Consider the following 13682-nt stretch of genomic DNA (forward strand, 5'->3'; position numbering starts at 1 on the left):
AGAATTTTCGTGTGTGGATCAATCCTTTTTTACGATATAGCTAATGCTTATCTGGCAACCCCTGATCTCACACACTAGTCAATTACATTTTGAATCTCAACAATGTAATGACCTTTTTCTAATTCTCAACAAAAATAAAAGCAACCTACCAATTCAGTAGATTGCTTTCATATTGCAACAGCCGAAGCTTTAACTAAGCCTGTCGCATTTGAATTCTAATTGTTTAATTCAATAGACTAGCTATTTCAACTAATTTGATAAATTCCGTTCTGTAACCAAACTCATCTTCTCCTTTAGCTTGCTTTGCTAATGTCAGGGCAGAAGCATAGGTGGCTGTTCCTTTATGTTCGGAATCTCTGAGTAACATCCCAAATTCAGCAATAGAAGCAGCAAATTTGAAGTTCTCAGACATTTCTTTTGATCGGATATCATTTTCAGTAATCCGCTTAACAATCAGGTTGCTGACATCTTCATCAGGTTTTTTATACCTCAGTTTTACGGTCATGATGTTTTTACTATCCACCACTTTTTGTTTTTGGTATTCCAATTGATCTACATTATTGATCTTTTCTTCAGAATCGGCAGGAATGATCTCATAAAGTGCTGTTACTACATGACCGCTACCAATTTCTCCTGCATCTTTTTTATCATCATTAAAATCTTCTTTGTTTAATAAACGGTTTTCATAACCAATAAGTCTGTAACCTTTTACTTTAGCAGGATTGAACTCAATTTGAATTTTAACATCCTTTGCTATCGTATAAAGTGTTCCCCAAAGTTCATCTCCAAATGCTTTTTTTGCTTCCAAAATATTGTCGATATAGAAATAGTTGCCATTTCCGGCATTGGAAATGCTTTCCATGCGGGAATCTTTGTAATTACCCATTCCAAATCCACAAATAGTTAGGAAAACGCCTTCATCTCGTTTTTCTTCTATCAAACGAACCATTTCAGCATTGCTGCTGGCGCCCACGTTAAAATCGCCATCAGTAGCTAGAATTACTCTGTTGTTACCATTTGGAATAAAATTCTCTTTTGCGATTTTATAGGCCAGTTTAATTCCTGCTCCACCGGCTGTAGAACCACCTGCTTGTAAGCGATCAATTGCTGCTAAGATCTTATCTTTCTGTGAGCCAGGAGTAGATTCTAATACTGTACCTGCTGCTCCGGCATATACAACAATGGCAACTCTATCGTTTGGACGCAGATTGTTAACCAATACTTTATAGGCTTGTTTCAATAAAGGTAATTTATTGGCATAACTCATTGATCCTGAAACATCAATCAGGAATACAAAGTTGCCATTTGGAATGTTCTCAACACTTACATCCTTTCCTTGCAAGCCAATAAGGGCCAGTTGATGATCTGAATTCCATGGGCAAGCTGCCAACTCCATATTAACACTAAAAGGGTGTTCATCAGTAGGTTGTGGGTATTTGTAGTCAAAGTAATTGATGAGTTCTTCAATTCTAACAACATCCTTATGGGGTTTGGTATTATTGTTTAAAAAACGTCTTACATTGGCATAAGCAGCGCGGTCTACATCAACTGAAAATGTCGAAAGGGGATCATCCGTTACACTTTTAAACGTATTTTCATTTATCACATCATAGGATTCTGTATTGTGTTCAACATACGGCTTGTCAGCATAAACACCTGTATTTGCATATCCCAATGCACTGGAATTAGCCACTCTTTTATTAACATTGCCTCTGGAATGAAAATCAAATTCAATTGACTCTTCCTGTACATCCATTACCTCAGCCTTTATTTCAAGCTCTGGAATTTTTTGCTGATTTACAATTGCATGTAAACTGATGCTTTTCGAATAGGTTTTTGCACCCTCAATGCTAAATGGTTTAGATTTGAAAATCGCGTAGGAATTAGCTTCTACTTTAAAGGAATAACTTCCTTTTTCCAAGTTTGTAAAAACAAACTTTCCTTCTTTGTCGCTTGCTTTTTGTGCTTCTATTTTACCATCTTTAAGTAAAAAAACTTTAGCTCCAACAATAGCCAGGCTACTTTGTTTGTCTATTACTTTACCCTTAATGGTTGATTGTTCGCTTTCCTGGAAAGCAAAAACGAGCATGATCAGGCATAAGGAGATACCTGCTTTCATAAAATTTTGAATTCTTATCTTTTTCATGATATTATTATTTAGTTACTGAAATTGACTTTCAATAGATGCAACATGAAAAGAAATCCATAAATTGAACAACTAAATTTTCGGCATAGATCTTGGATTAATTATTAAACAAGCTTAAAAAGCATGAACCAACAAATAACTTACCTACCATATTATCTACCTGAACAATACAAACAACTGTTACAGATAGTTGATGATATAGATTCCTTTACTGAGAATTGGGAAGATTGGAATAAGAATTTCATTGAATTTAAATCGGAAATGGATAAAAAAGGTATTGAGTGCAAAGAAGTCATAGTAGATGTTGAAGAACTACATAACTACTGTGTTCTTAATCAGTTGGAAAATAATAAACTGAATAGAGAATTATTTGCCTTGAAGATGAGCAGCATCCTGAAGTGATTTTAGCTTGACGTATATTTTTCTCGAAATAATAGCATCAGTTGCCGCATACGTAATTTGCTCCTTACTTAATATTGGTGTTTCCCAATTACTGGTTTGCTGACTTTTACTAATGCGTTGTCCATATAGCAAGGCTGATAGTTTTTTTGCTCCCACACTTTCGAAACCAAGTTTTTTTGCCATTGCATTAAGGTCGATTATGCTTTGCGCATTGAAACTGGCATAGTCGCCTAATTCCTTGATGTCTCTCAATAAATCAATACCTGCTTTAACAATATTTTTGTTTTCTAGTAAAGAGATGATGTAATCAGGCAAACCAGTTCGTTTTAATCTGAAAATAAAAACTTCTTCTTCATTAGCAATTTGAAGCAAGGATACTGGATGAAAGACACCCTTTTTAAACACAGGTTTGGTTTCAGTATCCAAACCGTATATTTTTTCATCTGTAAAGAAAGATTCTGCTTTTTCAGCGGCTTCAACTGAGGATATCAGGTGAACTCTTCCGGTGAAACGATAGATTGGAAGTGTATTTACTTCTTCTTTGGTAATGGCTTTTCTATATTCGGGCATACTTATGCACTGATTGTTGGCTATTGGCACTATTACTGTAAATAGTAAAATCAAAAATTATCTTAATATTGAGCAAATATATAAACTTGTTTTTATTCCGCTAAATATGAATTTATTCAAAACACCATATTATCTAATTCCCAGCCTCTTAAGCCTTGTATTTATTTTATCTTCATTTATTTCTTTTTCGCAGGAATCCTTTCATGATTTAGTTAACAATGGAGAAAAAGAGAAGGTGATTGCCCTGCTAAATGAAGGTGTTGATGTAGATCTACGTGATGAAGATAGTTTAACTGCATTGATGTTTGCTTGTGTAAATGCAAACTATGAATTAGCCGATTTGCTTATTAAAAAGGGAGCTGAAATAAACACCATTGATGGAGAAGGAAATGAAGTGATATTTTATGCAATTGATAGCGAGGATATAGATGTAGTTTCACTGATAATCAGTAATGGAGCTAATGTTAATTCAATAAATGCTGGAGGCTATCCTGCCATTATTCATGCTCTTGATTATGGAGAAGATATATTGCAATTATTAATAGATTCAAAAGCGGATATTAATGCCAAAGATATTAATAATATGACCCTATTAAGTCATTTGATTTCTGATGAGGATTATGAGTATGCACGGTTGATGATTGATAAAGGAGCAGATATTAATGTAATTGATGGAATGGGATTACCTATCATAGTAAGTCTGTTAAAAAAAGGAAACAAACAATTTGTAGCTGATATGCTGGTCATGAACATCAATGCTGATTTGATTGATTCTGATGAACTAACAGTATTGATGCATTTTATTAACATGCATGATGAGGTTTCAGCCAGAAAGCTGATTGAAAAGGGTGCAAGTCTGACTGCTGTCGATAAATGGGGACAAACAGCTCTTTTTTATGCTATTCCCAATTGCTCCGAAGAATTTTGTATTTATTTGGTAAACAAGGGAGTAAATGTAAAAGGCAAAAACCGAACAGGCGAAACAGCCCTCATCTTAGCTTTGGAGAAAAGCTATTCTAACTTTGCTAAATTGATGGTTGATAAAGGAATATCGCTTCGTTCACGTGACCGATTAAACAGAACCCCTTTGTTAGTTGCAGCTGTTGATGGCAATTATGAATTAGTTCAATATATGATTACAAAGGGTGCAGTAATAGACGATGCTTTTAGTGATGGCAAATCATTGTTAATGCTTGCTGCAGCTTCCAATAGAACAACTCCGGAAGTAATAGAGTTATTAATAAAATCAGGGCAAAAAGTGAATCCACAAGATTATATAGGAGCCAGTGCGCTCATGTATGCTAGTTATAGTGGCAATACAGCTGTTTTAGCGAAGCTAATCAATTTTGGAGGTGACTTTGGTGCAGAAGACCTAATTGGCAAAACGATACTTCATTATGCTGCTGAAGGCGGACAAGTTGAGAATGTGAAGTATTTGGTAGAAGTGAATGGTCGTAGTGTTTACCTGATTGACAAAGACAAACGCTGGACAGCCTTACACTATGCTGCAATAAATGATCATTTGGATGTAGTCAAATATCTGCTAAGCCAGAAAGCCAGTATTAACGCTGAAGATATTAATGGCAAAACCCCTTTCCAAATTGCCAAAAGTAAAGCTATTAAAGACTATCTGACTTCCGTTGGTGGCAGGTAAGGAAGTTATTCTTTTAATTGATCATAAAATGTGATCACAGATTCTCTAAACGCTTCTTTTTAACTTATAAAACATCTTTGCTTTTTGCAAAATGACATCTTTTGGCTGACAACTAGCATAAATTTTGTCCGAATAATCTGATCATTTGACATGTTTTAAATTGTTCCAGTTATTGCATATAATTTAAAACTAAACAACAAAATCAACTATTATGGAATTAGAAGTATATTTTGATGGCAACAAAAAAGTAAATGCCAAAATAAACGGAAGTATTATTAAAACAGATCAACCAGTAAAAGCCGGAGGAGATGGTAGTGCTCCAGCACCTTTTGACCTGTTTCTTGCCTCAATTGGAACATGTGCTGGAATTTATGTGAAAGGCTTTTGCGACAGCCGCGGTATTGATGCTACTAACATTAAAATAATACAGAAGCATTCATTTAATCAGTCAACTCGTATGATCGATAGTATTGAGCTGGAAGCAATATTGCCTGCCGACTTTCCTGAGAAATACAAAAGTGCAATTATTTCAGCCATGGATTTATGTGCAGTAAAAAAGCATTTGAATAATCCACCTCAGTTTTCAACTATTACGCGTGTAGCTAATAATTAAGAATATAATTTTCATCCAATATCATAGTTTAAAGCAAATAGGGGTATAGAATATTAAAAAATTCATTACCTTTACATATGCTTTTCTAAAACATTTGTCTAAAAATATTGTGATGAAAAAAATTACATTTGTAGTTGTTGTGCTTTTTTGCGCATTATTTAGCTTTTCTCAGACTTCAGGTGGTCCTGATACATATGGTTATAGCTGGAAAAATGACAATCATTCATCAAATCCACCTGCCTTTACCTGGGTTGATATAACAACCATAGGTACTTTGGTAACCGGATTAGCTGATGATAATATTGTCGGACCTATCAGTATAAGTGGGGGATTCCATTTTTACTGGTATGATGTTACACAGGTGTGGATTGGTTCGAACGGATATATTAGTTTTAATGCCGATAATATTGCTTCACCTTTTCCGGCTAGCATTCCATTAACTTCGGGAGCCAACAACTGGATTGCACCGCTATTATCGGATCTTAATTTTACAGGAACAAGCAATCCCGCAACTTGTTATTATTATTCTAACTCCGACTCCTTTATTATCAGTTTTATTCAATTGCCTTTTTGGCAATCACCGGCTTCAACTGGTATTCCATATACGGGGAGCAATACATTCCAAATTATTCTTAGCCAATTAGACAGTTCTATTACAATTAATTATCTATCAACTGATTTAGGTGCTAAAACCTCAATTGATGATGCTGTGGGTATTGAAAATGTTACAGGAAGTATTGGTTTGCAAAACTATATAGATGTTTTACCTCCTGACAGTTTAACCATCAAGTATTATTATCCCCAATCAGTAACCTATTCAGCCGTTGATGGTGGAATTATGTGGAATGAAAATGATAAAAATGGAGGTATATTTATGAGTAAAAATGGAGCTCCATTATCACTGAAAGCAAATATCAAAAATCTGGGAAATCAATCTTTCTCAGGTTTTAGTATTTTTGACTCGATAAGAAATTCTTCTTCAGCTTTAATTTCAACAAGTAACTCAAATGTTGGCACATTAAATCCGGGTAATTCTACAACAGTTAATTTTTCAAATACATTTACGGCTACAGCTGCAGGTACTTATACTTTTAATACCCGATTATCAGGAATAACGGGTGATATAGTGGCTGCAAATGACTATTTACAACATGAAATAGTTGTTGTTGATACAACACAAGCATTAATGGCACTCGACTATAGTGATGGATCCTATGATGCAGGACTAGCCTGGAATGGTGGAAATGGAGGAGTAGCCATTTACATTGAACCACCCTTTTATCCATGTAGAATAAAAAGCTCAAAATTCTATATAAGCTCCAATGCAAGCACTCCGATGGGATTTTATGCGAAAATATATGATGACAATGGTGCAAATGGAGGTCATGGAACACTACTGGATTCAGTATTTATCGCAGGTACTAGTGTTACAACATCAACTTACAATACAGTAACAACAGCAGATACCAACTTGGTAATATATAGTGGTGGTGTTTATTTGCTTTGGTATATGCAGGGTGCAGGAATTAATATAGGAAAAGATTATACACCACCATTCTCACGTAGAACATTTGAGGTATTATCAAATGGTTGGGCGAATTACAGAGATATTTTAACTGAAGATTTTCTGATGGGAATAAATATTGAGACACTAGTACCAACAGCAGATTTCTCGGTAAATACTTCTTCAGATCCAAATATGGGCTTTACTGATAAATCAGGGAAATATCCAACGTCATGGTATTGGACCTTTGGTGATAATTCAACGGCTTCCATCCAAAACCCATCTCATACCTATTCAGTTAACGGAACCTACAATGTGTGTTTAGCCGTTACAAATGCATATGGAAGCGATACCTTCTGTAAAAATGTTTATGTGTACAACGTGCCGCCTGTTGCCAATTTTACAATGGACACAACTGCTGATCCTCAAGTGAGTTTTTACGATCAGTCAACAAGTAATCCTGTTAACTGGCTTTGGGATTTTGATGATGATGGAGCAACATCTGCCGTTTCAAATCCTACTTATACTTTTATTGCGAATGGAAAACATGATGTTTGTATGAAAGTTAGTAATGGAGGTGGGAGCGATTCTATCTGTAAAACAATTTATATTACGAATGCACCTCCATCCTCTAATTTTAGTATTGATAGCACTTCTGATCCAATCATTCAATTTACCAGCCTTGCTTTAAACAATCCAACAAGTTGGAATTGGGATTTTGGTGATAATGCTACTTCTACAAGTGTGAGCCCATCACATACCTATGCTGCAAATGGATCTTATACGGCTTGCTTAGCAGTTTCTAACGCTGTTGGTGCCGATACTTTCTGTAAGACTGTGGTTGTTAGTCATATTGCTCCTATAGCTGATTTCAGTTTCGATACAGTTTTGGATCCTAAAGTTAGATTTTATGATCAATCTCAGAATGGACCTTATTCCTGGTATTGGGATTTTGGGGCTAATAATGCTACGGCTACAACAGCAAATGCATCCTATACCTATACAGAGAATGGAACCTATCAGGTTTGTCATAAGGCAAAGAATAATGGAGGAATAGATTCTGTGTGTAAATCAATTAACATTCATAAGATACCGCCAGTTTCTAATTTCACCTATAATGATTCACTTGATCCACATATTGCATTTACTGATATCTCAACTAAAAAACCAACAGCTTGGTTATGGAATTTTGGTGATGGTAATACATCTACTTTGCAAAACCCCACACATGTATTTACAGATAATGGTGATTATAATGTGTGTCTTACTGTTTATAATTCAGGAGGTAATAACAAATATTGCAAGAAAGTAACTGTAACGAAAATAGTCCCAATTGCAGATTTTTCCTACTATACACCGCTTGATCCCAAAATTTTATTTACAGATTTATCGACTAAAAAACCAACTTCATGGTATTGGGATTTTGATGACAACGGAGCAAATTCGACATTACAAGACCCCTCGCATACTTTTACAATAAGTGGAAATCATAATGTTTGTCTTATCGCCACAAATGCCGGAGGATCGGATACATTGTGTAAAACAGTAAATATTGCTAATATTCCGCCAACTGCTGATTTTTCCTTTGATGCCAGCAATGATCCCGAAGTTAGCTTTACTGACGAATCAGGGAATATTCCAACAAGCTGGGCTTGGAACTTTGATGATAATGGTGCTACATCAACACTTCAAAACCCTGTGTATACATTTACACGAAATGGACTTCATAATGTATGTTTAACGGTTTCTAAACCTGCCGGAACAAATTCCAAATGCAAAAAAGTTACGGTTTACAATGTGCCTCCAAAAGCAGAATTTACTATAGATACATTAATGGATCCTTTATTTAAATTCACAGATAAGTCTACCAATAGTCCTATTTCGTGGGAGTGGAATTTTGGTGATGGTGCAACTTCCACTAGTCAAAACCCATCACACACTTATGCAGAAAACGGCAGTTATGAAGTGATGTTAAAAGTTAATAACAGTGGTGGTTCTGATTCAGTCAGCTATTTTGTTTATGCTAAAAAAAGATTACCAATTGCAGAATTTAGTATAGACAGCACATCTGATCCTTTAATTACGTTTAGTGATCTATCAAAAAACACACCTACTTCCTGGTTATGGGATTTTGATGAAGATGGTGCTACTTCAAACTTGCAGAACCCAAACCATGATTTTATTTACAATGGAATTCATAAAGTTTGTTTGACTGCAACAAACATGAATGGAAGTCATGAAGTTTGTAAAACATTACTGATTGATAAAGCAGTGCCTATTGCAGTTTTTGATTTTGATAGCTCAGGAATGCCTATTGTTGTGTTTAATGATCAATCTATCAACTCACCTACATCATGGCAATGGGATTTTGATGAAGCAGGGGCAAACTCGAGCAGTCAGAATCCGGTTTATCATTTTACGGTTGAAGGAATTCATCAGGTTTGTTTAACTGCAACAAATTCATCGGGTTCAGGAACACCACACTGCCAAACAGTTTTGATTACTCATACGAGTATAGCTGAAAAGAATAGTGAGAAACTGTTAATTTATCCCAATCCTGCTAAAGATAAAATCTATGTTGTACTGGATAAAACTATCATGGACAATACACAAATCAAATGTTATGATATGCTTGGACAACAGATTCAACTTCGCTATCAATTCATGCAAAGTATAATTGTCATTGATGTCAATGAGTTGGTTTCAGGTAGTTACTTCATCGAAGTAAGTGAAGAGAACAAACGGATTAGCTATGGAAAATTTGTTGTTATTAAATAATTAAGACACATATTTGAAAGATTAAACCGGGTAATTTTAACATTATCCGGTTTTTTCATTAATATATATCAATACAAAATCGATTATTATTACAGTTTTTATTCTGATGTTTGCACAAATTCAAATCAATTAAAAACAATTCAATGAAGACAACTAAGGTTATTTTAATCTCAGCTATTACTACTATTGTCATACTCGGTTTATTTGTGCTGCTTATGCATACCGTGGATGGATGTTGGAGCAATTGCCAAACTGAAGAAAATGTGAGCTATCATGGTAAAGATTGCGAACATGCAGATAAACATCATAAGAGGGAGTGTGCTGAAAAGAAAGAATGTAAAAATCATGATGCTATTTGGGCTGAATTGAAAGTGGAAAGAAAAGCTTTTGATGAAGAGTTAAATGATAATGAAAAAGAGATAATCGCCACTATGAAAGCCGAATTTGGAGACAAAGAACATGCAAAGGGAGATCATTCATGTTGTAATGGCAAAGAAGAGTGTACGGAAGAATGCAAAGCTGCTTGTGCTGATCTAGATCAGATTGTAGCAAGTCATCAAGAAAGTATTGATGCCATTATGGCCAAAATTCATAAGAAAAAGCATAAAGATGCTGATGTAGACATGGATGTGGAAGTTGAAGTCGAAGTAGATATTGAGGTGGAAACAGAGGTTGATGTTGATGTAAAATGCAAAAAGAATATTGACAAACATAAGAAGATGTTTGTCAGACATTTTCTTTTAATGGATTTCTAGTTGCAAGCTAAATTAATGTATAGGCTCTCCTAAAATAGGAGAGCTTTTTTTGTGCTATAAACTCAGGTTATAAATAATAGTTGTCCTCCAGCTTCAATGCTTCAAGCTCTTTCCCAAAATCATATTGGAGGTCTTCATGTAGGAAAGAAATTGCTTTTTGTATTTTTTGATATTGCCTAAAATATATATTTAACAAGGCTGTACTATGTTGAATTGCAATTTCAGATTCTTTTATTTTTTGACAATAATAAATAAGCAATTCGACTTCGGTTCGTTTTATTCCTGAATATTTGATGAATTTATTTGTATATCGTAGAATTTTCCGAAGACTTTTCTTGATATAATACATACTATCCCGATTTATATCTTCGAATAAAAGATCTACTTCTTCCTTAATGCTTTGGATATAAAGCTTTTCGTTATCAGCTTCGAATAACAAATAGGTGAGGAGCTCCTTGTTTTCTTTTTTGTATTTGGCTAATCGAATGCACTTATCCATCAAATCCTTGTGAGACAAGGTTTTTAATTCATTTTTTACTTGACTGATGGTAGCTGCTCTCATCGATTAAATTACGATTGCAAATATCCAACTTTGATTTTAAAAAAGTTAAATAATAAAGGAATACTCTTTATTATTAAGATCAAATGAGTTGATATTAGTATTTTTACGTCTGATATAATTACTAGTTTCTGAATTATCTAGATAGTCTGCGTATATGAATCGAAGGTTTTACATTATTCTACTTTTGTTTATTCTACTCATCAATCAACAACTAATTGCAGCAAACACCGACACCGATCAAGTTCAATGGTTTTTTGTGATTGTGGGTCTATTGGGTGGCTTGGCACTTTTCCTTTATGGTATGGACAAAATGAGTGAGGGGCTAAAAAAGTCTGCTGGCAACCGTATGCGCTCAATATTAGCCAAACTTACTAACAACCGTTTTGTTGCTTTGGCTGTAGGAGCTTTTGTGACAATGGTTATTCAATCCAGTAGTGCTACCACCGTTATGCTGGTGAGTTTTGTGCAAGCAGGTCTGCTCAATTTTACTCAATCACTGGGAGTTATTATCGGAGCCAATATTGGAACCACTTTTACTGCTCAGTTGATAGCTTTTAAGCTGACCAACTATGCCTTATTAATGGTTGTGCTGGGATTTGTTTTTTCAGCTTTCGTGAAAAATGAAAACCTCAGAAATATCGGAAATGCTGTATTGGGTTTCGGTATCCTGTTTTTTGGAATGAAGATAATGAGTGATGCTATGTATCCGTTACGTTCTTATCCAGCATTTATTCATACACTTGAAGGCTTGGAAAATCCAATAATAGGTATTGCTATTGGAGCAATAATAACAGCACTTATTCAAAGCAGTAGTGCTTTTACAGGAATAGTAATCGTATTGGCTCAGCAAAATCTAATTACACTTGAAGCGGGTATTCCATTAATACTTGGTGCAAATATTGGAACCAGTATTACAGCCTGGATGGCAACAATTGGAGCTAAAAGAGACACCAAGCGTGTTGCGATTGCACATAGTTTCTTTAATATTGGAGGGGCTTTGCTATTTGTTTTTTGGATACCTTATTTTACTGATTTAGTGGTAAATATGTCGAATGTTTTTGGGTCAGGAATAGCACGCCAAATTGCAAATGCCCATACAATTTTTAATATAGGAGTTGGTTTGGTGTTTATTCCTTTTACTGGTATTTTATCGAGATTGATATTGTTGATGTTACCTTTCAAAGAAGAGGCTGCGATCGAAAAACATGCTACCAAGCATTTAGATCAAAAAATGTTGAGTACACCCTACATTGCTATTAGTCTTGGCAAAGCAGAAGCAGTGCGTATGTTAGATAACTTAGCCGAAATGGTGAAAGATATTATTAAACCCTTTGTTTCGAAAAAAGATCATAAAAAGGACAAAACTTTTGTTGAGGATATTGTATTCAGGGATTCAAAAATTGACTACCTGCAGGAAAAAATTGTTAAGTACTTATTTGATTTAGGAAAAGAAGGATTAAACTTGGCACAAAGCAAGGAATCGTATGGTTTGATATCCATTGCACATGATATAAAAGCAATGAGCGATATTATTGTTTCTCATATGCTTCCATTAGTTGAGTTAAAGCATAAGTCAACAACAACATTTTCTAAAGAAGGGGAAGAAGAACTAAGAACTTTCCACCTCAAAATGTGCAAACAAATAAGTCGTGTTAAAAAGGCATTAGAAGAATTTGATCCTAAAAAAGCGCATCATATCATTACCAAGGAAACAAAATATCAAAGTCTGGAATCAGCATACAGATCACAACATTTAGGCAGAGTTTATGGCGCATACGAGGAATCGGTAAAAACTCATCAGCTACACATGGAAATTATGAATCTGTTGATACAAATCAATGTGTATTGTGGTAAAATTGCAGATACGATCTATAATACATCTCCGAAAACAAAAGAAGAAAAAGCTATCGAGAATCAGAAATCAATAGATTTGGTCAACCAAATGAAAAGCAAAGATGAAGAGCTTTAAAAAGCTTATTGATTGAAAAGAAGGCAATTCCGTTAATAATGCGAATTCAGGTTTAATGACAAATACCCCAAATAGAGCATAATTAGATTCAGTTTAAATAATATCGACTAAAGGATGCTGAATTAACGAATTAGTAATAATTTTGCACTTTATTATTCTCTTTGAATGATTATTAAGTATTGAATCAAAATGGAATTGCAAATAACATATATGCCTATGGGCAGTAGGCCAGCTGTTCAAAAACCAGATCCTGAATTTTTAAAGGTGCTAGGAGAGGATGGACTTCGAAATTTGGTTAGCAATCAGTACGATTTACTGGCAAAAAGCGATATTAAACATTTATTTCCTGCTGAAGAAAGCTTATTCCTCCAAGCCAAAAAAAAATCAGCTGACTTTTTTGTACAGATTTGTGGTGGACAGCCTTATTACAATGAAAACAGGGGCAAACCCATGCTCATAGACAGGCACAAGCCCTTTCGGATTACCGAAGAAGGCAGACTCATCTGGTTGAAATGCTATCAGCAGTTGCTTCCTGAGCTCGATTTACCAGAACATCTTATTCTTAATTTTTGGCAATATCTGAATATGTTTTCCATATGGATGATCAATGCACATGAGTAGTACTGTTTTTTTTATTATCAGGAAGAATCATCCCCTCATAACCAAATTGGCAAGAAGCAATCTCTTTATTTGAAATGTAAACCATTCCCGTTGTTTACAATTGCCCAA

The 13682-nt window shown here is 34.8% G+C and carries 10 protein-coding genes; 7 read left to right on the plus strand and 3 right to left on the minus strand.

Annotation, left to right across the window (positions count from 1 at the left end):
* Positions 1 to 223: 223 nt before the first annotated feature.
* A complete protein-coding gene (locus HOG71_07975) occupies positions 224 to 2146 on the minus strand; it encodes a DUF3520 domain-containing protein (protein MBT5990778.1) in 1923 nt (640 codons plus the stop codon).
* A gap of 123 nt (positions 2147 to 2269) precedes the next feature.
* Here HOG71_07975 and HOG71_07980 point away from each other — a divergent pair, with 123 nt between their 5' ends.
* Complete coding sequence (locus HOG71_07980; GenBank protein MBT5990779.1) at positions 2270 to 2548, plus strand: hypothetical protein; 279 nt, start codon at positions 2270 to 2272, stop codon at positions 2546 to 2548.
* Here HOG71_07980 and HOG71_07985 read toward each other — a convergent pair.
* Positions 2513 to 3118, minus strand: a complete 606-nt coding sequence (locus HOG71_07985) for a 3'-5' exonuclease domain-containing protein 2 (protein ID MBT5990780.1) — start codon at positions 3116 to 3118, stop codon at positions 2513 to 2515. The genes HOG71_07980 and HOG71_07985 overlap by 36 nt on opposite strands.
* A gap of 106 nt (positions 3119 to 3224) precedes the next feature.
* Between HOG71_07985 and HOG71_07990 the strand changes: the two genes are divergently transcribed.
* The 4 genes from HOG71_07990 to HOG71_08005 all read left to right on the plus strand — a co-directional run bounded on the left by HOG71_07990 (position 3225) and on the right by HOG71_08005 (position 10422).
* Positions 3225 to 4772 carry a hypothetical protein gene (locus HOG71_07990; GenBank protein MBT5990781.1) on the plus strand — a complete coding sequence of 516 codons (1548 nt, stop codon included), beginning with the start codon at positions 3225 to 3227 and terminating at the stop codon, positions 4770 to 4772.
* A 211-nt stretch (positions 4773 to 4983) separates the two neighbouring features.
* Positions 4984 to 5385, plus strand: coding sequence for an osmotically inducible protein OsmC (locus tag HOG71_07995; protein MBT5990782.1), 402 nt, complete (start codon positions 4984 to 4986; stop codon positions 5383 to 5385).
* A 112-nt stretch (positions 5386 to 5497) separates the two neighbouring features.
* Positions 5498 to 9667, plus strand: a complete 4170-nt coding sequence (locus HOG71_08000; protein ID MBT5990783.1) for a PKD domain-containing protein — start codon at positions 5498 to 5500, stop codon at positions 9665 to 9667.
* Positions 9668 to 9810: 143 nt separating this feature from the next.
* Positions 9811 to 10422: a hypothetical protein gene (locus tag HOG71_08005; protein ID MBT5990784.1), complete on the plus strand. Its 612-nt coding sequence runs from the start codon at positions 9811 to 9813 to the stop codon at positions 10420 to 10422.
* 67 nt (positions 10423 to 10489) lie between these two features.
* Here the strand turns inward: HOG71_08005 and HOG71_08010 are convergent, their stop codons facing one another.
* The gene (locus tag HOG71_08010; protein MBT5990785.1) at positions 10490 to 10984 is read right to left on the minus strand and encodes a hypothetical protein; all 495 of its coding nucleotides are present in this window, start codon (positions 10982 to 10984) and stop codon (positions 10490 to 10492) included.
* 154 nt (positions 10985 to 11138) lie between these two features.
* Between HOG71_08010 and HOG71_08015 the strand changes: the two genes are divergently transcribed.
* Together HOG71_08015 and HOG71_08020 are read left to right on the plus strand one after the other, a co-directional pair.
* Complete coding sequence (locus tag HOG71_08015) at positions 11139 to 12953, plus strand: Na/Pi cotransporter family protein (GenBank protein ID MBT5990786.1); 1815 nt, start codon at positions 11139 to 11141, stop codon at positions 12951 to 12953.
* Between the two features lie 189 nt (positions 12954 to 13142).
* A complete protein-coding gene (locus HOG71_08020) occupies positions 13143 to 13574 on the plus strand; it encodes a globin (protein ID MBT5990787.1) in 432 nt (143 codons plus the stop codon).
* Positions 13575 to 13682 lie beyond the last annotated feature (108 nt).

The organism is Bacteroidota bacterium (assembly GCA_018698135.1).
In the GTDB taxonomy this organism is placed as follows: domain Bacteria; phylum Bacteroidota; class Bacteroidia; order CAILMK01; family JAAYUY01; genus JABINZ01.